The organism is Nitratidesulfovibrio sp. (assembly GCF_040373385.1).
Lineage (GTDB): Bacteria > Desulfobacterota > Desulfovibrionia > Desulfovibrionales > Desulfovibrionaceae > Cupidesulfovibrio.
This window is the reverse complement of sequence record NZ_JBDXXH010000002.1, coordinates 208,881-230,442: the sequence shown is the minus strand read 5'-3', so window position 1 is coordinate 230,442 and position 21,562 is coordinate 208,881. Positions and strand designations below refer to the sequence as shown.

18 protein-coding genes are annotated in these 21,562 nt (G+C 66.8%); 7 read left to right on the top strand and 11 right to left on the bottom strand.

Annotated features, from left to right (window positions below; genetic code table 11):
* Positions 1-90: 90 nt before the first annotated feature.
* On the bottom strand, positions 91-1,818 hold the full coding sequence (locus ABWO17_RS04085) for a proline--tRNA ligase (protein WP_353116312.1): 1,728 nt from the start codon (positions 1,816-1,818) through the stop codon (positions 91-93).
* The gene (gene ispG, locus ABWO17_RS04080) at positions 1,818-2,909 is read right to left on the bottom strand and encodes a flavodoxin-dependent (E)-4-hydroxy-3-methylbut-2-enyl-diphosphate synthase (protein ID WP_353116311.1); all 1,092 of its coding nucleotides are present in this window, start codon (positions 2,907-2,909) and stop codon (positions 1,818-1,820) included. Before ispG ends, ABWO17_RS04085 begins: the two co-directional genes overlap by 1 nt.
* Before the next feature lie 387 nt (positions 2,910-3,296).
* Between ispG and ABWO17_RS04075 the strand changes: the two genes are divergently transcribed.
* From ABWO17_RS04075 to ABWO17_RS04060, 4 genes are read left to right on the top strand one after another with little or no spacing between them, the layout of a single operon-like run.
* On the top strand, positions 3,297-4,322 hold the full coding sequence (locus ABWO17_RS04075; RefSeq protein WP_353116310.1) for a metal ABC transporter solute-binding protein, Zn/Mn family: 1,026 nt from the start codon (positions 3,297-3,299) through the stop codon (positions 4,320-4,322).
* Between the two features lie 6 nt (positions 4,323-4,328).
* Positions 4,329-5,294: a metal ABC transporter ATP-binding protein gene (locus ABWO17_RS04070; RefSeq protein ID WP_353116309.1), complete on the top strand. Its 966-nt coding sequence runs from the start codon at positions 4,329-4,331 to the stop codon at positions 5,292-5,294.
* Positions 5,294-6,118, top strand: coding sequence for a metal ABC transporter permease (locus tag ABWO17_RS04065; protein WP_353116308.1), 825 nt, complete (start codon positions 5,294-5,296; stop codon positions 6,116-6,118). Before ABWO17_RS04070 ends, ABWO17_RS04065 begins: the two co-directional genes overlap by 1 nt.
* A gap of 34 nt (positions 6,119-6,152) precedes the next feature.
* Positions 6,153-6,620: a Fur family transcriptional regulator gene (locus ABWO17_RS04060; RefSeq protein ID WP_353116307.1), complete on the top strand. Its 468-nt coding sequence runs from the start codon at positions 6,153-6,155 to the stop codon at positions 6,618-6,620.
* Positions 6,621-7,072: 452 nt separating this feature from the next.
* On the opposite strand, the gene ABWO17_RS04055 is transcribed toward ABWO17_RS04060, so the two are convergent.
* The 7 genes from ABWO17_RS04055 to ABWO17_RS04025 form a co-directional block, all read right to left on the bottom strand.
* Positions 7,073-7,447 carry an iron hydrogenase small subunit gene (locus tag ABWO17_RS04055; RefSeq protein WP_353116306.1) on the bottom strand — a complete coding sequence of 125 codons (375 nt, stop codon included), beginning with the start codon at positions 7,445-7,447 and terminating at the stop codon, positions 7,073-7,075.
* 11 nt (positions 7,448-7,458) lie between these two features.
* Positions 7,459-8,724, bottom strand: a complete 1,266-nt coding sequence (locus tag ABWO17_RS04050) for a [FeFe] hydrogenase, group A (RefSeq protein ID WP_353116305.1) — start codon at positions 8,722-8,724, stop codon at positions 7,459-7,461.
* A gap of 124 nt (positions 8,725-8,848) precedes the next feature.
* Complete coding sequence (gene hydF / locus ABWO17_RS04045) at positions 8,849-10,102, bottom strand: [FeFe] hydrogenase H-cluster maturation GTPase HydF (protein WP_353116304.1); 1,254 nt, start codon at positions 10,100-10,102, stop codon at positions 8,849-8,851.
* Positions 10,024-11,067 carry a [FeFe] hydrogenase H-cluster radical SAM maturase HydE gene (gene hydE, locus ABWO17_RS04040; RefSeq protein WP_353116303.1) on the bottom strand — a complete coding sequence of 348 codons (1,044 nt, stop codon included), beginning with the start codon at positions 11,065-11,067 and terminating at the stop codon, positions 10,024-10,026. The genes hydF and hydE overlap by 79 nt, the downstream gene beginning before the upstream one ends.
* The gene (locus ABWO17_RS04035; protein WP_353116302.1) at positions 11,064-12,692 is read right to left on the bottom strand and encodes an aspartate ammonia-lyase; all 1,629 of its coding nucleotides are present in this window, start codon (positions 12,690-12,692) and stop codon (positions 11,064-11,066) included. Before ABWO17_RS04035 ends, hydE begins: the two co-directional genes overlap by 4 nt.
* 25 nt (positions 12,693-12,717) lie before the next feature.
* Complete coding sequence (gene hydG, locus ABWO17_RS04030) at positions 12,718-14,127, bottom strand: [FeFe] hydrogenase H-cluster radical SAM maturase HydG (protein WP_353116301.1); 1,410 nt, start codon at positions 14,125-14,127, stop codon at positions 12,718-12,720.
* Between the two features lie 33 nt (positions 14,128-14,160).
* Positions 14,161-14,430 (bottom strand): TM1266 family iron-only hydrogenase system putative regulator, encoded by a 270-nt coding sequence (locus ABWO17_RS04025; RefSeq protein WP_167123316.1) that lies wholly within the window; start codon positions 14,428-14,430, stop codon positions 14,161-14,163.
* A 658-nt stretch (positions 14,431-15,088) separates the two neighbouring features.
* Between ABWO17_RS04025 and ABWO17_RS04020 the strand changes: the two genes are divergently transcribed.
* From ABWO17_RS04020 to ABWO17_RS04010, 3 genes are read left to right on the top strand one after another with little or no spacing between them, the layout of a single operon-like run.
* Positions 15,089-16,102 carry a FlgO family outer membrane protein gene (locus tag ABWO17_RS04020; protein WP_353116300.1) on the top strand — a complete coding sequence of 338 codons (1,014 nt, stop codon included), beginning with the start codon at positions 15,089-15,091 and terminating at the stop codon, positions 16,100-16,102.
* Positions 16,103-16,119: 17 nt separating this feature from the next.
* Positions 16,120-16,386: a hypothetical protein gene (locus ABWO17_RS04015; protein WP_353116299.1), complete on the top strand. Its 267-nt coding sequence runs from the start codon at positions 16,120-16,122 to the stop codon at positions 16,384-16,386.
* A 22-nt stretch (positions 16,387-16,408) separates the two neighbouring features.
* Positions 16,409-16,984, top strand: coding sequence for a FlgO family outer membrane protein (locus ABWO17_RS04010; protein ID WP_353116298.1), 576 nt, complete (start codon positions 16,409-16,411; stop codon positions 16,982-16,984).
* Positions 16,985-17,386: 402 nt separating this feature from the next.
* On the opposite strand, the gene lon is transcribed toward ABWO17_RS04010, so the two are convergent.
* On the bottom strand, positions 17,387-19,846 hold the full coding sequence (lon, locus tag ABWO17_RS04005) for an endopeptidase La (protein WP_353116297.1): 2,460 nt from the start codon (positions 19,844-19,846) through the stop codon (positions 17,387-17,389).
* 462 nt (positions 19,847-20,308) lie between these two features.
* Positions 20,309-21,562, bottom strand: a complete 1,254-nt coding sequence (gene clpX / locus ABWO17_RS04000) for an ATP-dependent Clp protease ATP-binding subunit ClpX (protein WP_353116296.1) — start codon at positions 21,560-21,562, stop codon at positions 20,309-20,311.

Sequence of the window (21,562 nt, the reverse complement as noted above, 5' to 3'; positions counted from 1 at the left end):
AATAAAAAGTTCTGGAAGGGGGAGCGCGAGGGGGAAAACCTCTTTCAAGAGGTTTCCCCCTCGCGAATTTCTTTCCCTATTTCTCTTCTGCTACAGCCCCCAGCCCGCGCGCACGGCGGCGCGCCAGGTGCGGAAGGCTTCGGCAAAGCCGTCGACGGGCAATTCGGTCTTTTCGCCGGTGCGGCGGTCCTTGGCTTCCACGATGCCGCGCGCCAGGCCCTTGCCGCCGACCACCAGTTGCAGGGGCATGCCCACGAGGTCGGCGTCCTTGAACTTGACGCCGGGGCGTTCGTCGCGGTCGTCCAGGATGACGTCCACGCCCTGGGCCTTGAGTTCGGCGTAGAATTCCTCGGCCTTGCCCAGGGTTTCGCCGTTCTTGGGATCCAGACAGCACAGCACGGCCTCGAACGGGGCGATGGGCGGCGGGAACACGATGCCGTCGGCGTCGTGGTTCTGCTCGATGCACGAGGCCACCACGCGCGACACGCCGATGCCGTAGCAGCCCATGATCATGACCTTTTCCTTGCCGTCCTCGTCAAGGAAGGTGCACTTCAGCGGTTCGCTGTACTTGGTGCCCAGCTTGAACACGTGGCCCACCTCGATGCCGCGCGTCAGCTCGATGGGCTGGCCGCAGCGCGGGCAGGCGTCGGCGGGGGTGATCACGCGCAGGTCGGCGTAGCGTTCGACCTTGGCGTCGCGGCCCAGGCTGACGTTGCGCAGATGGGTGTCGCCCTTGTTGGCGCCGGTGATCCAGCCGTCGGAGGCCAGCAGTTCGTGGTCGGCAAAGATGCGTTCCACGTTCAGGCCCACCGGCCCGGCAAAGCCCACGGGCGCGCCGGTAACCTGCTGCACCAGTTCGGGCGCAGCCAGGTCCAGTTCGTCGCACTTCAGCAGGTTCTTCAGCTTCACGTCGTTCAGTTCGCGGTCGCCGCGCACCAAGGCTGCCACGGTCTTGCCGTCGGCCACCAGGATCAGCGTCTTGACCAGCGCGGACTGCGGCACGCCAAGGAACGCACACACGTCGTCCACGGTGTGCTTGCCGGGGGTGGGAACCTCTTCGATGGCCCCGACTGCGGGCAATGTTGCAGGCACGGCTGGCGCGGCCACCTCGGCGCGCTCCACGTTGGCGGCATACTGGCAGCCGGTGCAGGCGGCTATGGTGTCTTCGCCGGTATCGGCCAGCACCATGAATTCGTGCGAGAAGCTGCCGCCGATGGAGCCGGAATCCGCCTCCACCGCGCGGAAGCGCAGGCCAAGGCGCTTGAACACCTGCTGATAGGCCTCGTACATGGCCCAGTAGCTCTTGTCGGCGCCCGCCTCGTCACGGTCGAAGGAGTAGGCGTCCTTCATGATGAATTCGCGGCCGCGCATCAGGCCGAAGCGCGGGCGAATCTCGTCGCGGAACTTGGTCTGGATCTGGTACAGGTTGATGGGCAACTGGCGGTACGAGCGCACCTCGCCCCGCACGAGGTCGGTGATGACCTCTTCGTGCGTGGGTCCAAGGCAGTAGTCGCGCCCGTTGCGGTCCTGAAAGCGCAGCAGTTCCTTGCCGTAGAAGTCCCAGCGGCCCGATTCCTGCCACAGGTCGGCGGGCTGCACCATGGGCATGGAAAGTTCCAGGGCGCCCGCCCTGTTCATTTCCTCGCGCACGATGGCGGCGGTCTTTTCGATGGCCTTCAGGCCAAGGGGCAAATAGATGTAGATGCCCGAGGTAAGCTTGCGGACCATGCCCGCGCGGGTGAGCAGCTTGTGGCTGACCACCTCGGCATCTGCCGGGGCTTCCTTCAGGGTGGGGATGTAGCAATTGCTCCAGCGCATCAGCTGTCCTTTCTGGCTGCCTTGCGTTCGGCAAGGAACGTATCGAGTTCTTCCATGAAGGCGGCGAGCAGGTTCGCGCCGCCCTTGACTGTTCGTATGATCTCTCCCTTGCGGAAGATGATGCCCTTGTCGCGCCCGCCCGCGATGCCGATGTCGGCCTCTCGCGCTTCACCGGGGCCGTTGACGGCGCAGCCCATGACGGCCACCTTGAAGTTTTCCGTCTCGCCCGCAAGGCGGCGTTCCACTTCCTGCGCAAGGCTGATCAGGCCTATCTCCGTCCGCCCGCAGGTCGGGCAGGAGATGATTTCCGGCCCCCGGTGGCGCAGCCCCAGCGAACGCAGGATTTCCCACGCCACGGGCATTTCCTCCACCGGGTCGCTGGTCAGCGAGACGCGCAGCGTGTCGCCTATGCCCAGCCACAGCAGCACGCCAAGGCCCACGGAGGACTTGACCGACCCGCGCAGCATGGTGCCCGCCTCGGTCACGCCGATGTGCAGGGGGTAGTCGCACCGTTCGGCCAGCACGCGGTAGGCGTCTATGGTGTGCAGCACGGACGAGGATTTCAGCGAAATCTTGATGTCGCCGAAGCCCCTGTCCTCCAGCATGCGCACATGGCCAAGGGCGCTTTCCACCATGGCTTCGGGCGTTGGCCCGCCAAAGCGTTCCAGCAGGTGCCTTTCCACCGAGCCGGAATTGACCCCCACCCGGATGCACGCTCCGCGCGCGCGGGCCGCGTCCACCACGCGGGCCACGTTGGCCTCTCCCCCGATGTTGCCGGGGTTGATGCGCAGGGCGTCCACGCCCGCCTCCAGCGCGGCCACGGCCAGGCGGTGGTCGAAGTGGATGTCCGCCACCAGCGGCACGGGCGATGCCGCGCGGATGGGGCCGATGGCCACCGCCGCCGCCTCGTTCAGCACGGCAAGGCGCACCACCTCGCACCCCACGGCGGCCAGCGCACGGATTTGCGCCACGGTGGCATCCACGTCGCGGGTGTCGGTGTTGGCCATGCTCTGCACCACCACGGGGTTGTCCCCCCCGATGCGCACGGCGCCGATGCGGACCTCGCGGGTCCGCCTGCGTTCGATGGTCATGAATGATCCCTGAAGATGGACGGCCCGGCGGCACCCCCAGGTGCTCGGAGGGCACGGGCCGAATTGACGGTTCATACTGCATTTCCCCCTGCTCGCCAAGGGCGCCACAACCGCCCGGACGATGCGCCAGACAGGCACGGCGTGACAGGCACGGCGAAACAGGCATGCGTGCCGCAGGCATGCGTGATGAAGGCGGAGGACGCCCTCACGATGTGCGGAGGGGTGGACGGACGCATCCCGTCTCCGCCGCCCCCTCTTTTCCCCTCTTTGGTCCCGGCGCGTTGACACCATGCGGCCAGAGGACTACATGCTCGAATGCAACCGAGTTGCATTTTCAACCTTTCATCTCGGATCCCTCCCACCCCGGATCCCACCACCGGAGGCGCCATGAACATTCCCTTTGCCCTTCCGAAAGCCGTCCCGTCGCGGTTTGCCCAAAGCACGCGGTTCGGGCTGTCCGCCCTGTTCTTCCTGTTCCTGCTGTCCGGCCTGCTTGCCGCGCCCGGCACCCCCGCCGTTGCGCCCGCCAGTGCCGCTGCCGCCGTGCAGGTGGCGGTCAGCATCCTGCCGCAAAAGTATTTCATCCAGCGCATCGCGGGTGACCTGGCCGAGGTGACGGTGATGGTGCCCCCCGGTGCCGACCCGCACACCTACGAGCCGAAACCCAGCCAGATGCGCGGACTTGCCAGCGCCAAGCTGTACATGACCATCGGCGTACCCTTCGAAAAGGCCTGGCTGGACCGCATCACCTCGGCGGGCGGCAAGGACATGACCCTGGTGCGCCTGGAAAAGGGCATCGACCTTTTGCCGGAAGAAGAGCGCGCCATGGACGGGGATCCCGACCATGACGGTGACCATGACCAGCACGACGGCGAGGCCGCCGCAGGGCACCACCACGACCACGAAGGCGGCGACCCGCACATCTGGCTGTCTCCCGCACTGGTCAAGATGATGGCCGGTTCCATCAAGGCCGCGCTGGTCAAGGCCGATCCGGCCCATGCTGCCGTGTACCGCGCCAACCACGACGCCTTCGTGCGCGAACTGGACGAACTGGACCTGCGCATCAACGACCTGTTCCAGAACGTGCCCGAAAACCGCCGCCGCTTCATGGTCTTTCACCCGGCGTGGAGCTATTTCGCCCACAACTACAACCTGCGTGAAGTGGCCATAGAAGTGGAAGGCCGCGAACCGGGACCCAAGCAGTTGACCCGCATCGTGGAGTTCGCCAAGAAGGAAAAGATCGAAGCCATCTTCGTCCAGCCGCAGTTCTCCAAGCGCGGCGCGGAAACCATTGCCCGCAACGTGGGGGCAACGCTCATCGAGGCCGACCCGCTGGCCGAAGACTGGGCCGCCAACATCCGCCGCGTGGCCGAAGCCATGGCCAAAACCCTGACCCAACCCCCCAGCAAGTAAACACGCATGCACATGCCCTCCAGTGCGCCCGGCATGCCGGGCGCACCGCATACATCGCACGAACCGGTCATCGCCGTGCGCGACCTGTGCTTCGCCTACGGCGATGAACCGGTGCTGGACCACGTGGACCTTACCGTGGAGCGCGGCGAATTCCTGGCCGTGCTCGGCCCCAACGGCGGCGGCAAGACCACCCTGCTCAAACTGCTGCTGGGCCTGCTGGCCCCGCGTTCCGGCAGCGTGACGCTGTTCGGTGGCGCACCGCAGGCGGCGTTGCCGCGCATCGGCTACGTGCCGCAGTACTCCACGGCCCGGCTGGACTTTCCCGTCACCGTGCTGGACGTGGTGCTGATGGGCCTTGCGGGCACCCGGCGCGGTCTTTTCGGCCGCCACTGGCGGCGCGATGGTGCGTCCATCGACCGCGCCCGCGAGGCGCTGGACCAGGTGGGCCTTTCCGGCATGGAAAGACGCATGGTGGGCGAACTTTCCGGCGGGCAGCGTCAGCGGGCCGTGGTGGCCCGCGCCCTGATGGCCCAGCCGGAACTGCTGCTGCTGGACGAGCCCACCGCCTCCATCGACCCGCAGGGCTCGTTCTGCTTCTTCGAATTCCTGGGCACCCTGCGCGGCCCGCACACCCTGGTGGTGGTCAGCCACGACCTGTCCATCGCCACGTCCACCTTCTCCAACGTGGCCTTCGTCAACCGCACCCTGGTACACAGCCGGGGCGCGGGGCTGACCCCGGACATGCTGAGCATGCTCTACGGCCACCACGAAAAGACCTGCCCCATGGGGGCGTTCATCTCATCCGTCTCCGGGCTGTTCCCGGTGCTGCCGCGCCCTGTGCTGCCAAGCATTGACGAACTGCCATCTTCCGCCGCCACGACGCCAGTTTCCCCCGTTTCCCCCGTTTCCCCCGTTTCCACTGACACCACTGCCCCGAACGCCGCCACTTCTCCCGCCGCAAAGGACGCCTGATGCTCGACGCGCTTTCCTACGACTTCATGCAGCAGGCCCTGGCCGCATCGCTGCTGGCCAGCATTGCCTGCGGGGTCATCGGCACCCTGGTGGTGGTGAACCGGCTGGTGTTTCTGGCAGGCGGGGTGTCGCACGCGGCCTACGGCGGCGTGGGGCTGGCCTTTCACTACGGCTGGCCGGTGCTGCCCAGCGCCATCGGCTTTTCCGTGGCCGCGTCCATGCTCATGGCCGGGGTGGCCCTGAAGCGGCCCGAAAAATCCGATACGGCCATCGGCGTGCTGTGGGCGGCGGGCATGGCCTTCGGGATCATCCTCATAGACCTTACCCCCGGCTACAAGGCCGACCTGATGAGCTTTCTGTTCGGGTCCATCCTGGCCGTGCCGCTGACCGACCTATACCTGATGGCCGTGCTAGACGCCGCCCTGCTGGTCATGGTGGCCCTGTGCCACCAGACCTTGCTGGTAACGTCCTTCGACCGCGAATTCGCAGAGGCGCGCGGCCTGCCGGTGCGCACCGCGCACTACCTGGTGGTGGGCATGACGGCGGTGGGCGTGGTGATGCTGATCCGCGTGGTGGGGCTGGTGCTGGTCATGGCCCTGCTGACCATCCCGCCATTCATCGCGGCGCGCTCGGCCCGTTCGCTGCCCTCCATGATGGCCGCCGCCACCGCCTGGAGCACCGTGTTCTGCGTGGGCGGGCTGGCCCTGGCCTACCGCTGGGATGTCACCTCGGGCGCGGCCATCATCGCCGTGGCCTCGGCAGGGTTCATGGCCGTGTCCGGCGCGGGCGCGCTGCGCAAGGCCGTGGCCCGCAAGACCGCCTGACAGACGCAACAAGGGCGCAAGCCAAGGATACTTCATGACCGACACCACCCATCACCACGCCCCCGCCCCGCGTCCCCTTGCCGAACCAGACGCCCGCGCCCGGCTGGAACACGCCGGGCTGGAGGCCACCCCCCGCCGGATTGCCGTGCTGGAGGCCCTGGCCGCCCTGCCCCATGCCCCTGCCGCGCAGGAACTGCTGGACGCGGTGCGCCGCACCACCCGCATGGACAAGGTGACCCTGTACCGCACCCTGGACCTGCTGGTGGAGGCGGACATCCTGCAACGCCACAGCGGGGCCGACGGCACCTTCCGGCACTGTATGGCCCCGGCGGGGGAAAACGCGCCGCACGGCCATTTCCAGTGCACCCGCTGCGGGGTGATGACCTGCCTGCCGCCGCTGCCCAAGGCGCTGGACGCCGCCGCCCTGCTGCCCGCCGGAGTCACCGTGGAGCATGTGGAAGTGCGTCTGGACGGCGTGTGCGGACGGTGCAGCAAAAGCTGAGCGTCCCATTGCCCACTGACGCCGCGAAGTATAGCCTGACTGCGGCAGAATCCGAGCCGGAAGGATTCACCCCGCAGGGGTGAGGGCACGCCGTACTCCCCGGCATTCCGGTACGATTCTGCCTTTCCTTTTACACGCGCGGTGTGCCGCGCCATGCAGGAACACCAGGGAAGACGCAGGGCTGCCTTTCGGGCTGGCACCTCCTTCCACGTCCGCCTCCCTTCCCCACTCCCAGCCCCACACGGCGCAAGGGCCGGGCACCCGGAACCATCCGGATGCCCGGCCCTTGCGCCGTCATGCATCTGCATCTTCGCTTCGTTCCGTGACCTCGCCCTTGGTGTCAGGGGGTTTTTCCCCTCGTCGCAGGCGGGCCGTCGGATCATGCACGGTCACGGGACAATGCCCGTATCAGGACGCCGTGTCTGGCACCGCGTCTGGGCGGCACCCCGCCGCTATTCGTAGGGATAGGTGTTGCCCGCGAATTCCTTGGCGCGCGGGTTGGGGTAGGCCCCTTCGGCCTTCATGCGCTCGATGGCCTTGGAGCGGTCCACCCAGTGGGTGTGCAGCAACTGTTCGGCCTTGTGGCTCATGGGCTTTTCCATGAAGTCCTTGTACAGCTTCTGGACCTGCACGTTGTCCTGCGAGGCGCGCACCGGGAACTTGGCGTCCGCCCCGTACACCGCGTTGATGCGGTCCATCATGTAATCCTTCAGCTGCTTGGCGGCGGCCACGGCCTTGCCGGTCATGCGAATGCTGATCAGGGCGCCGCCGGTGACGACGCAGGCGGCCTTCAGAAAGCCGCGCCGGGTAAGGTTGACGATCTGCATGGTGATTCCTCCTATGCCCGGCTGGCGCTGGCCATGGCCAGGCGCTTCTTCAGGCCCGCGTACATCTGGGTCACCCTGCGGTCGGCGGCTTCAAGCACGCCGGGCATCACCGGCTGACCGCCGCCGCACACGCAGCCACCGGGGCAGGCCATGAACTCGATGAAGTGCCACGGAGCCTTGCCGGCCTTCACCAGTTCGCACACGTCATGGAAACGCTTGGCGCCGTGCACCACGGCCACCTTCACGTCCACGCCGCCCACGTTCACCGTGGCTTCCTTCACGCCCTGCAACCCGCGCACGCCCTTGAAGTCCATGCTTTCCGGCTTCTTGCCGGTGACGGCCTGGTAGGCGTAACGCAGCGCCGCTTCCATGACCCCGCCGGTGACGCCGAACAGGGTCGCGCCGCCGGTGGATTCACCCATCAGGGTGTCGCGCTTGCCGTCGGGCAGCTTGGTGAAGTCGATCTTGGCCTTCTTGATCATGTACGCCAGTTCGCGGGTGTCGATGGTGGCGTCGATGTCCTTGTAGCCGCTGTCCCACAGCTGCGGACGCATGCCTTCGTACTTCTTGGCGGTGCACGGCATGATGGACACCGTGTACACCTTGGAGCGGTCGTACTTCATGCGGTCCGCGCCGTAGGTCTTGGCCAGCGAGCCCAGCATGCCGATGGGCGACTTGCACGACGACATGTGCGGGAACAGCTCGGGATACAGCGATTCCACGTACTTGTGCCAGCCGGGGCAGCACGAGGTGAACTGGGGCAGCGGCTTGTCCAGCTTCTTGGTCAGGCGCTGCACGAATTCGGTGCCTTCTTCCCAGATGGTCACGTCGGCGGTGAATTCGTTGTCCCAGCAGTGATCGAAGCCCAGTTCCTTGAGCGCCGAGAACATCTTGCCGGTGGTCACGGTGCCCACGGGCAGGCCGAAGGCGTCGCCCAGGGCGTAGCGCACGGCGGGAGCGGGCATGGCGATGACCTTGACGTCCTTGGCCTTGATCTGCTTCTCGATCTCGGTCACCCACGACTGCGCCTCATAGATGGCGCCCACGGGGCAGTGAGTCAGACACTGTCCGCAGTTGATGCACATTTCCTCGTGGGGAATCTTGTGCGCGTCGCCCGTGTCGCCGAAGATGGCGCCCGTGGGGCAGTACTGCTGGCAGGTGTCGCACCCGATGCACTTCGTTTCATCGATCTGGATGAAGAAGAGCTTGTCGGGATCGGCCTTGGGGTCTGGAGCGTGATCTTCGTAAAAGACCTTCTCCATTTCGATACGGCTCATCTGCACGTCTCCTGTGGTTGTAGGTTGCGATCACGTCGTTGGCACCCGCGACGCCGTCCGAACACCTCCTTGTCCCGCGCCGCCTTGTACCGGTCCGACACTGCCCGCCGCCACCGGGGTGGCGTCAGGCGCCCTTCGCCGCCGCGCGGAAGGCGTCCAGCGCCGCCGGGAACGGTCCCAGCGCGCGGGGCAGCACCCCTTGCGTCAGCGAAATGGCCAGCCCGTAATTGGTCATGGGCACTCCCGCCCGCCGCGCCGCGCGCAGCCGGGCCAGCATGTTGCCCCGGTTGATGACGCAGCCGCCGCAATGCACCACCAGCGCATAGGCGGCCATGTCGTCGGAAAGTTCCTTGCCCGCCGTGACGTCGATTTCGATGTCGCCGCCCGCGTACTGGCGCAGCCAGCGGGGAATCTTGACCCGGCCTATGTCGTCGGCCAGGGGGTGGTGGGTGCAGGCTTCGGCTATCAGCACCCGGTCGCCCGGCCCCAGCCGTTCGATGGCCGCAGCACCGCGCGCCAGTTCCACCAGGTCGCCCTTCAGCCGGGCCATCAGGATGGAAAAGGTGGTCAGGGGCACGCCGGGCGGGGTATCCGCCGCCGCCTTCAGCACCACCTGCGAGTCGCACACCACAAGGTCCGGCGGCGCGGAAAGGCGCTCCAGAGCGGCGCGCAGTTCGCGCTCCTTGACCACCAGGCACATCTGGTCGCCGTCCAGCAGGTCGCGGATGGCCTGCACCTGGGGCAGGATCAGCCGCCCCCTTGGCGCACCAAGGTCGATGGGCACCACCAGCACCACAAGCCCTCCCGGCGGCACCAGGTCGGACAGCATGTGCGGCTGGGCGATGGCGTGTTCCGGGGCCAGCATGGCGATGCGCTCGCGCACGGCGTCCAGCCCCTTGCCCAGCAGCGCCGAGGCCGCCACCACGGCAATGCCGCGACCGGCCAGCGCATCGCGCACGGCTTCGGGCAGCACGGCCGCCGGGTCGTCAGCCGGAGCAAGGTCCGCCTTGTTGGCCACCACGAAGTACGGCAACTTGCGCGCGGCGAATGCGGCCTCCAGCGCCTCCTCGTCCCGGCCCCACGCACCGTCGGTGACCAGCAGGGCCACGTCGGTGCGGTCCAGCGCCCGTTCCGAGCGTTCGCGGCGCAACGCGCCCAGCGCGCCCTCGTCGTCGATGCCCGCCGTATCGATGAACACCACCGGGCCGACAGGGTCGAGTTCCAGCGTCTTTTCCACGGGGTCGGTGGTGGTGCCCGGCGTGTCCGAAACGATGGACGCGCCCTGCCCCACCAGCCCGTTCAGCAGCGACGACTTGCCGACGTTGCGGCGCCCGTAGATGCCGATGTGCAGCCGCAGCCCCCTTGGGGTATCCTGCATGCCCTTGCTCCTTGCGCCGGGGCGGGCACGCGCCCGGCCCGGCGGATGGTGTCCAGCGCGTCATCCATGTCCACGCGCCGCTTGTGGTCGTAAATGTGATAGTCCGCCCGGCGGGCGGCGGGGGTGAAGCCCGGCATCAGCACGTTGCCCCCCGCGCGCAGCCCGTCCAGTTGCCCGTCCTGCGGGGCCAGGGTGGCCAAGGCGGTGGTGGCGGGCAGGTTAAGGCCGGGCCGGGCGATGCGCAGCGCCGCCATGCAGCGCAGGGTCAGTTCCACCGGGCCGGGCGCCGCCCCGGCCAGGGGGGTTGCACCGTTGGGCACGAAGGGACCGGCCCCGCACATGTCCGCAGCCAGTTCGCACACCAGCAGGACGTCGTCGGCCAGCGATTCCGGTCGCTGCCCCGGCACCCCCACGATGAACCCGCTACCCACCTCGTAGCCCGCGTCGCGCAGGCGGCGCAGGGCCGCAAGCCGCTGGGCCAGCGTCTTGCCGGGGTGCAGGCGGGCGTACAGGGCGGCGTCCGCCGTCTCGTGCTTCATCAGAAAGCGGTCCGCCCCGGCGGAACGCCACAGGGCGTAGTCCCGCGCCGGGCGTTCGCCCACGCTCAGGGTGACGGCAAGGCCCAACCGGGTCTTCACCGCTTCCACGATGTCGGCAAGATCGCGCGGGGCCATGCCGTAATCGTCACCCGATTGCAGCACCACGGTATCCGCCCCCGCCGCGGCGGCCTCGCCCGTCGCAGCCAGCACCTCCGGCAGGGTCAGCCGATAGCGGCGCGCCTGCGCATTGTCGCGGCGCAGCCCGCAGTACACACAGTTGCGGATGCAATGATTGGAAAATTCCACGATGCCGCGCACGTGCACCATGTCGCCCTTGGCCTCGCGGCGCACCGCGTCGGCGCGAGCCGCAAGTTGGTCGAACGGCGTATCGAACAGCAGACCGAGAATCTCGTCGCGATGCATCATGGCCGCCCCCGGCCATTGCCATGGCTGTCGTCGCGGTCGTTGGCGCGGCCATTGGTACGCCCATAGTCCCGAACATTTCGGGGTGCACCGGGGTGCATCGCCTGCCCGGCGGGACTTCCCAGCCGGGCCATGGCCTCTGGCGAAAGCAGCGCATCCAGCGTAGCCTCGTCCAGCAGGCCGATGTGCCGGGCCGCCTCGCGCAGGCCGCAATCCCGCTCGCGCATGACGCCCACCAGCCGGGTGGCCCCGTCGTAACCCAGCACGGGCACCAGCGCAGTCAGCGTGCCCCACGAATCGTCCACGTGGCGCGCGCAGGCCGCCGCGTCCGCCCGCATGCCTTCCACGCAACGGGTGCGGAACATGACACAGGCGCGGGCAAGGATGGAAATGGTGTCCAGCAGCGCATCGGCCACCAGCGGCAGGAAGGCATTCAACTCCAGTTGCCCGGCCTGCGCGGCCACGGTCAGCGCCGCGTCGTTGCCCAGCGCGCGCATGGCCGCCTGGGCCACCGCCTCGCAGATCACCGAGTTGACCTTGCCGGGCATCAGGCTGGACCCGGCCTGAACGGCGGGCAGCGCAAGTTCGCCCAGCCCCCCGCGCGGGCCGGAGGCCAGCAACCGCAGGTCTGCGGAAATCTTCAGCAGGTTCACCGCGTGCGCCTTCAGGATGCCGGACACCTCCACGAACACATCGGCGTTCTGGGTGGCGTCCACCAGATTTTCGGCGCGGGCCATGCCAAGGCCTGTCACCTCGCGCAGCCGCTCCACCACCAGAAAGATGTAGTCGCGCGGGGCGGTGACGCCCGTGCCCACCGCCGTGCCACCCAGGTTGACCACGCGCAGCCGCTCCTCGCACTTGAAGATGCGCCAGCGGTCGCGCGAAAGCGCTTCCGCCCAGGCGGAACATTCCGCCCCCAGGGTCATGGGCACGGCGTCCTGCAACTGGGTGCGGCCCAGCTTGACCACCCCGGCAAAGTCGCGTTCGCGGTCCTGGAAAGTGCGTTGCAGCGCGGCCACGGCCCGCTCCAGTTCGCGCAGGCCGCGCATGGCCGCCACGCGCAGCGCCGTGGGAAAGACGTCGTTGGTGGACTGGTGCAGGTTCACGTGGTCCAGCGGGTGCACCAGTTGGTACGCGCCGCGCGTGCCGCCCATGAACTCTTCCGCCCGGTTGGCCAGCACCTCGTTGACGTTCATGTTGGCCGAGGTGCCCGCGCCCCCCTGCAAGGCGTCCACCACCACGTGCGCGCCAAGATCGCCGTGCTGCATGTCGTCGCAGGCGACGCATACGGCGTCGGCCACGCGCGGTTCCAGGTAGCCCAGCTCCGCATTGGCGCGAGCGCAAGCCTTCTTGACCAGGGCAAGCGCCTCCACGAGTCCCGGGTGGAGGCGCCGCCCGGCAACGGCGAAGTTGTCCAGTGCCCGCTGGGTGTGGATGCCATGATAGGCATCCGCGGGCACGGACATTTCGCCCAGCAGGTCGTGCTCCGCGCGGACGGGTGCGTACGCCGCGCGGTTGCACGTCCCGCAGGTATCCGAGGACAAGGTGGTGGCCGCGTCCGTCCCTTCCGTCCCTTCCATCCCTTTCATCAGGGACGGTGCAGACGTGATGGACGGTGCGACCGCCATGCCCTGCCCCGCAGAAGCGACAGGTTCAGCAGAAGACATCCCTGCGCCCTTCCTGCACCTTGCCCAACATGCGTTCGGCCACGCGGCGGGTGCGGTCGTCCATGCAGCCGAGTTCGGCGGCGATGACGCCCTGGCCCACCTCGCGCTCCATGGGGCTACCGTAGTCGATAAGGTATTCGAGGAAGGTGGACAGCGCGTTGGGGGCGCACTTTTCCTTGATCAGGCCGGGCTTGGCGAGATCCATGAAGTCCTGCCCGGTGCGGCCCAGCCGGTAGCAGGCGGTACAGAACGAGGGGATGTAGCCCATGCGTCCGATGTCGGCCACGACCTCGGAAAGGCTGCGGTGATCGCCAAGCTGGAACTGGCTGGATTCGAACTTTTCCGTCTCCACATAGCCGCCGGGGTTGGTGCGGCTGCCCGCCGATATCTGCGACACGCCAAGGGCAAGGGTGGAATGGCGCACTTCGGCGTTTTCACGCGTGGACATGATCAGGCCGGTGTAGGGCACGGCCAGCCGCAGAATGGCCACCAGTTTGCGGAACTCGTCGTCGGTCACGGCCTGCGGCGGACAGCTGGCCATCTCGGAACCCACGGCGGGCTCGATGCGCGGCACGCTGATGGTGTGACAGCCCACGCCGAAGCGGTCTTCCAGATGGCGGATGTGGCTCATCAGCGCCAGGGTGTCGAACCGCCAGTCGGCCAGCCCGTACAGCACACCCAGGCCCACGTCGTCGATGCCCGCGCGCATGGCCCGATCCATGGCCGAGGCGCGCCAGTCGAAGTCGCGTTTCAGGCCGCCCACGTGCACACGGGCGTAGGTGGGCCGGTGGTAGGTTTCCTGGAACAACTGATAGGTGCCGATGCCGCGTTCCTTCAGACGGATGAAGTCTTCCACCGTCAGCGGGGCCACGTTGACATTGACGCGGCGTATCTCGCCGCTTTCCTCGTGCACCGAGTACACGGCGTCGATGGCCTTCAGCACGTACTCGAAGCCTTCGCCGGGGTACGATTCGCCCGCCACCAGCAGCACGCGCTTGTGGCCCTGGCGCACCAGCACGCGGGTTTCGGCGGCCACTTCGTCCATGGACAGGGCGCGCCGGTCCAGTTCCTTGTTGGTGGCGCGGAACGCACAGTACAGGCATTCGTTGGCGCACAGGTTGGAGATGTACAGCGGCGCGAACATGACCAGCCGGTTGCCGTAAATCTCTTCCTTGACCCGGCGGGCGGTGTCGAACAACTCATCCACCAGGCCGGGACTGTTCACGTGCATCAAAGCGGCCACGTCGTCGTGGTCCAGCCCTTCCAGTTCGCGGGCCTTGGCCAGCACCTCGCGAATCTTGCCTCCGTCCTCGGCGGTGTTGCGGGCCAGCGTGTCCGCGATGAAGCCGTCGTCAAGCCACGAAACATCCCTGTCGGCATCCGTTGCCTTGCCCATGGTCCTGCTCCTTCCACGGTATGGCGGCGCGGCTCATGCCGCGTCGGTAAGCAGAAGCGTCTTGATGCGCACGCCGGGGATGGCCCCCAGCCTGCCCGTCATCGCCCCCAGTTCGTCGGTGGTGCCGTCCACGATCAGCGAAATGACGCCCACTCCGCGTTCCCGGTACGGCACCCCCATGCGTCCGATGACCAGCGAACCGAACTCGCTGATCACGGCATTGACCTTGTCCGCGCAGGCTTCGCGGTTGCCGACCAGCAACGCCACCACACCCACGCGCTTGCATTGTCCGTTGACGTGCATCCCCGCCCCGCCTCCCCGGCCTCGCCACCCCGCCATCCAACCCGCACCCGTCGCATGACGCGCGCACAAGGGGTACGCCCCAATGCGCGCCAGCGAGCCCCAATGAGACGGATGCGCACGAACGCGCCCTGATGCAGACGGACGCGCACAACCACCCAGCAGGGCTGCGTTGCCAACGTTTGGCGGGCCTGCACGCGAAGCCGCCGTTTCCACGAGCGTCTTCTTGCATCGCGCTTGATGGCCACCGTGTTATGTTTTTTATTGCGATTACTCCCATGTGTTACCTATGTCAATTTCGTGCTACATTTTTATGCTACATATCCAATCCTGAAAATAGATTTCATCAATGCGAACGTTCCGGGTTGTTCCACCAAACAATACAGAATGCACGAGCATTGGTGCATCCGCCACCCAATGCCGCTGACGCATGACGCAAAAGTTGTCCCACGCGCACAACCGCTTGCCGCCACCCGGCCTGCGGCATGCCGGGAACACTGCCGCCATGGGGATTGCAACCTCAAGCTTTTCGTGTTTCCGCCGATAGGACGAGCAACGAAGCATCCCGCAGGCAGCGCCCGGCCACATCGGCCAGACAGGCGCGCCGCAGAATGCGGCGCGCGGCCCGGTGCCGCGCGGATACCATCGGAGGCCCCCCCCCATGTCCCGCGAATTCCGCGAACCCCGCGAGTCACATATTCTGAAAGAAGTCGGGCAGGCCGATCTGGCCGATCTGGCCAATCCGGGCGATCACGAGGGCAACGGCGACGGGCGCGGACGCCCCAGTTCGCCCAGTGCGGGCCGTGCACTCCGCACTGGCCCCGTTGCCGCCGGACTGATCGGGACCGGCCTGATCGTCACGGGCCTGGCCCTTGCCGCCCTGCCGCTGCTGCCCCCCGGCGGCACACCCGCAGGGGCGGAGATGCGCCAGTCGCAGGGCGTCCCGACGCAGCCCGCGTCCATGGCGCCCCAACCGCCGCGCCTTGGCGCTGACCCCGGCGCCCCGCTGGTGGCCAAGGAATCGGGCGAGGCCAACGTGAACGGGCAGACCATGCCCCTGTCCACGGTGGTCACCCACGACAACGGCTTCATGGTGCCCGACAATCAGGGCGGCATGTTCTGGAGCAAGGGCGCGCCGCGCCCCCAGGCGGACCCCAACTACATGGAGGCCCGCGAACTGAAGCTGAAGGTGCGCGAACTGGTGGACCAGTTGCTGGCCACGGTGCCCAACGATGCGCTGATGGGGTACATTGCCCTGCCCACGTCGTTCGTGAATCAGGACGACTTTGACGAATCGTCGTCGCTTGGCCGGTACATCGCCGAGCAGTTGTTCTACGAATTCAACCAGCGCGGCTTTCCCGTACGCGAATACCGCCTGCCCGGCACCCTGCGCCCGCGCGAGGGCGAAGGCGAATTCCTGCTGTCGCGCAACGTGGGCGTGTTGCCCGCGCGCGAAGGCTGGGCCGTGTTCGTGGCGGGCACCTACTACCGCGACAAGTACAGCGTGTTCATCAACGCCCGGCTGATCCGCGCGGCGGACGGGCTGGTGCTGCGCACGGCAGAACTGGTGATGCCCGCCAACGGCCTGCTGGGCCGCATGCTGGCCAATACCGGGCGCAAGCTGATGGGCGGTTCCATGAACATCGGCGATTTCGACCGGACCACCCGGAAATAGCCGCAAGGAATACAACCATGCGTATCCCCGCCATTCTTCTGCTGCTGGCCAGCCTTGCCCTGCCCGCCCTTGCGGGGTGCGGCAAGCAGGTGGCCTCCATACCGGATAGCGACGAGGCCCTGCACAACTGGCACCAGGGCCGCACCTACCAGGCCCAGGGCCGCTATGAACTGGCCCGCGAACACTACCTGCTGGCCCTTGCCGCCGCGCGCTCTGACGACGTGCGCGATGCCCTGGCCCGCGAAGTGGACGTGGTGGACCGACAGATAAAGACGCTGCGCTGACGCGGCGATTCCGGAGCATCCCATGAAACGCATACTTGCCCTGCTCGTGCTGACCATAGGTCTGCTGCTGCCCATGGCGGCAGCCGCTGCCAGCGTGCCCGAGGCCGCTGACGCCATGGCTGCGGCCATGGACGTGCAGATGGCCCGCAAACTGGGGCAGGAAGCCCCGCCCGCCAAGGGCATAAGCATCATGGTCACCACCCCGGTGGACCTGGGCGACCTGGAAGGCGCCAACGGGCTGGCCCGCCAGATGGCGGAGGAAATGTCCCGCTGGTTCGTGCAGGCTGGCTACCGGGTGCAGGAAATCCGCAAGGGCCGCACCATCCTGTTCCAGCCGGAAACGGGCGAACTGCTGCTGACCCGCAAGACGGAACTGCTGGGCACCCAGAACGTGTCCAGCGTGGCCATTCTGGCGGGCACCTACACCATCACCCCCAAGGCCGTGCGCTTCAACATGCGGCTCATCCACACCCCGTCCAACGAGGTGCTGGCCATGGGCACCGCCACGGTGCCGGTTTCCGAGGAACTGAGGCCGCTGCTGGTGGACGCATCGCGCCTTGGCCCCATCCGGCCCAGCGTGGGCACCAGCCTGCGCTGACCTACAAATTCCGACGCCCGGCCCCTCGCGCCAGGGGGGCCAGGGCCCGGGCACCACGCCCAGGATACGGACCGCCCCGCCCTGCCGTTCAGGACGGGGCGGCTCCTATTTGGGGCGACCGGTTTTTTGTTCGCCTCCGGCGGGCAGGGGGCAATGCCCCCTGCACCCCCTTTATGGGGCCAATCTGTCTTGGCGACATCCCCCTCTTCCCTACGAGTTCCAATTATTCACTACACCCCTCACGACAAAGAGCCCCCGTCGCGTCTCCGCAACGGGGGCTCATCGGACCAATTGAAAAGTTTGCGGGTGGGAAGGGGGTCCGGGGGAAGGGAGGGGGCTTTCCAAAGCCCCCTCCCTTCCCCCGGTTACTCTTGCATCAAATCACCCTTGCTACCACTACGCCTAGTGCGCGGTGGGCACGGGCGGGGTCGCATCGCAGGTGGCGCCTTCGCGCAGGGTGCGGAAGAGCGGCAGTCCTTCGGCGCGACCGGAGAAGATGGCCTCGGCCTCGCTTTCGAGAGCCAGGGGCAGCACTTCGTCCACGTGGTCCACGAAGGTGATGGTCAGGTCCTTGAGGATTTCGTCGGGGACGTCCTTGAGGTCCTTCTTGTTGTCGCGCGGCACGAGCACCTTGGTGATCAGGCCCCGGTGGGCGGCCAGCAGCTTTTCGCGCAGGCCGCCGATGGGCAGCACGCGACCGCGCAGGGTGATCTCGCCGGTCATGGCCACGTCGTTGCGCACGGGCACGCCGAGCAGGGCCGAGACCAGCGAGGTGGTCAGGGTGATGCCTGCCGAGGGGCCGTCCTTGGGGGTGGCGCCTTCGGGCACGTGCACGTGGATGTCGATGTCCTTGTGGAAGTCGCTGCGCAGGCCGAACATGTTGGACCGCGAACGCACGTAGGACAGGGCGGCCTTGGCCGATTCGGTCATGACCTCGCCAAGCTTGCCGGTGATGACCACCTTGCCGGTGCCGGGCATGAGGGCGGTTTCCACCATCAGCAGTTCGCCGCCAAGCTCGGTCCAGGCAAGCCCGGTGGTCACGCCCACCTGGGGATTGGCCTCGCGCTCGCCGTAGCGGAACTTCTTCACGCCCAGGAACTGGGACAGGTTCTGCCGGGTGACGGTGACCGTCTTGTCCAGGTCGTCGGCCTCGACGATCTGCATGGCCACCTTGCGGCACACGCCCGCCAGCTCGCGCTCGAGGTTACGCACCCCCGCCTCGCGGGTGTAGGTGCGGATCATTTCCAGCACGGCGTTGTCCGACATCTTCATGTTCTCGGTCTTGATGCCGTGGGCCTCGATCTGCTTGGGCAGCAGAAAATCGCGCGCGATGCGGCGCTTTTCCGTTTCGAGGTAGCCGGGCAGCCGGATGATCTCCATGCGGTCCTGCAACGGCAGGGGAATGGAGTGCAGGCTGTTGGCCGTGGTGATGAAGAACACCTGCGACAGGTCGTAGTCCATGTCCAGGTAGTGGTCGTTGAAGGTATTGTTCTGCTCGGGGTCCAGCACTTCCAGCAGGGCGGCGGAGGGGTCGCCCCGGAAGTCCATGCTCATCTTGTCGATTTCATCCAGGCAGAACAGGGGGTTGTTGAACTTCACCCGCTTCAGCGACTGAATGATCTTGCCGGGCAGCGCGCCCACGTAGGTACGCCGGTGGCCGCGGATTTCGGCCTCGTCACGCACGCCGCCAAGGGAAAGACGCACGAACTCGCGCCCCGTGGCCTTGGCCACGGACTTGGCCAGCGAGGTCTTGCCCACGCCGGGGGGGCCCACAAGGCACAGGATGGGACCCTTGAGGCGGTTCACCAGCTTCTGGACGGCCAGATACTCGAGGATGCGTTCCTTGGGCTTTTCCAGGCCGTAGTGGTCGGCGTCGAGAACCGTGCGGGCCTTCTCGATGTCGATCTCGGTTTCCTTCAGGGTGTTCCACGGCAGATCGAGAATCCAGTCCACGTAGTTGCGCACCACGGTGTACTCGGCGGACGAAGGCGGCATCTGGCGCAGCTTCTTCATCTCGCGCAGGGCCTTCTCGCGCGCCTCGTCGGGCATGTTCTTTTCCGCCAGGCGCTGTTCCAGCTCGTTGACCTCGGCCTGGGGATCTTCCTCGCGCCCCATTTCCTTGTGGATGGCCTTGATCTGCTCGTTCAGGTAGTACTCGCGCTGGTTGCGCTCCATCTGGTTCTTGACGCGGTTCTTGATGCGCTTTTCCATGGACGAGATGGCAATCTCGCCCTGGAGCAGCTCGTACACCTTTTCAAGGCGCACCACCGGGTCTTCCAGTTCCAGCACTTCCTGCTTCTTGCGGTAGTCCACCTTCAGGTGGGGCATCACCGCATCGGCCAGGCGGCCCGCCGTGTTGATGGCGGTAATGGCCAGCAGGGTTTCCTGCGCCAGCTTCTTGTTGATCTTGCTGTATTCCTCCAGCGCTTCCTGCGTGGCGCGCACCAGCGCCTCGGACTCCGCAGTCAGGGCGTCGGATTCGCGCAGGGGCAGGATGGAGGCGCGGGGAAAGTCGCCCTCGCCTTCTTCGCCAAGGGCTTCCCAGCGGGCGCGGTACAGGCCTTCAAACAGCACCTTGATGGTGCCGTCGGGCAGGCGCAGCAGTTGCAGGATCTTGCTGACGGTGCCGACCTCGAACAGGTCCTCGCCGCCGGGCTTTTCCACTTCGGGCTCGCGCTGGGCCACCAGGAATATCTTCTTGCCGTAATCGGAGATGGCGTTCTCGATGGCCCGGATGGACGCCTCGCGCCCCACGAACAGGGGCACGATGGAGCGCGGGAACATCACCACCTCGCGCAACGACATCAGCGGCAGGTCCAGAACGGGACGGGCCTTATCGCCATCAACGTCGAAATCGCTCATTCATTCCTCCAGAACGGCGGCAGGGGCCGCCGGGTGCCCGCGCGCCGGAAGGGGGCGCGGGAGCCCCGCGTGCGAGACGGGGCACAATGCACACAAACTAGTGTCCCTATTCCCGTTGTCAACGCACCCGCCGGGGAGCCGCCGGGGTGATCGACGTGGTACCCATTGGGGTACCGAGCGGAAATCCGCCGCTGGCGCCATGCCGGGTGGCCGGTGCATTGGCCGCCCTTCCGTGAAAAGTTCCCCGTGCATGGGGGGCAAGGGGCGGACTCTGCCGACCGTGACAGTTGGGGCGACCGTGGCAACTGGGGCGGCCCTGGCAACTGGGGCGATTGGGGCAACTGGCGTCAGCTAGGGCGACTGGCGGCAACCGGCGGAAGCTGGGCCGAAGGAGCCACGCCCGCAAGTGCGCGGGACGAAACCATAACGGCGCGGCCCTTGCGGACCGCGCCGTTGCATTCATCAGGAGCCGGTCTTGGCCTCGGTGTGGTAGATCATCACCGGTTCGCGGCTTTTATCCACCACGGCGCGGTTGATGACGCATTCCTTGATGTCCTGCTGCGAGGGCAGCTTGTACATGATGTCGAGCATCACCGATTCCATCACGTTGCGCAGGCCGCGCGCGCCGGTCTTGCGTTCGATGGCCTGGCTGGCGATGCTCTTCAGCGCGTTGGTGGTGAAGCGCAGGTTCACCTTGTCCAGCTCGAACAGCTTCTGGTACTGGCGCACCAGGGCGTTCTTGGGCTCGGTAAGGATGCGCACCAGGTCGTCCTCGCTCAGTTCCTCCACGTGGGTCACCACGGGGATGCGGCCCACGAATTCGGGAATCAGGCCGAACTTCACGAGGTCATTGGGGTGCACCTGGCCCAGCAGTTCGCCGAAAGGCAGGTCCTTGCGGCTGGCCACCTTGGCGCCGAAGCCCATGGCCCCGCCACCGATGCGCTGCCCGATGAGCTTGTCGAGACCGATGAACGCCCCGCCGAGGATGAACAGGATGTTCGAGGTGTCCATCCTGATGAATTCCTGCTGCGGGTGCTTGCGCCCGCCCTTGGGCGGAATGTTGGCCTCGGTGCCTTCGATGATCTTCAGCAGGGCCTGCTGCACCCCTTCGCCCGACACGTCGCGGGTGATGGAGGGACCGTCGCCCTTGCGGGAGATCTTGTCGATTTCATCGATGTAGATGATGCCCTTGGACGCCGCCTCGATGTCGTAGTCGGCGTTCTGGAGCAGCTGGACGAGAATGTTCTCCACGTCCTCGCCCACGTAGCCGGCTTCGGTCAGGGTGGTGGCGTCGGCGATGGCGAAGGGCACCTTCAGCACGCGGGCCAGGGTCTTGGCCAGCAGGGTCTTGCCGCTGCCGGAAGGACCGATGAGCAGGATGTTGCTCTTTTCCAGCTCCACCTCGCCGCCCAGGGCGCTGGCGAAGAAGACCCGCTTGTAGTGGTTGTGCACCGCCACGGACAGGATCTTCTTGGCCTGATGCTGGCCGATGACGTATTCGTCGAGCTTGGCCTTGATCTCGGCGGGGGTGAGCAGCTTGCCCTCCTCCACCGTTTCGGTGATGTGCTCCTGCGCGATGATCTCGTTGCACAACGAGACGCATTCATCGCAGATGTAGACGCCGGGCCCGGCAATGAGGCGCTGCACGGCGTCCTGCCCCTTGCCGCAGAAGGAACAACGCAGCTCGCGTTCCGAGCCGCCCTTGGTATTGGCCAT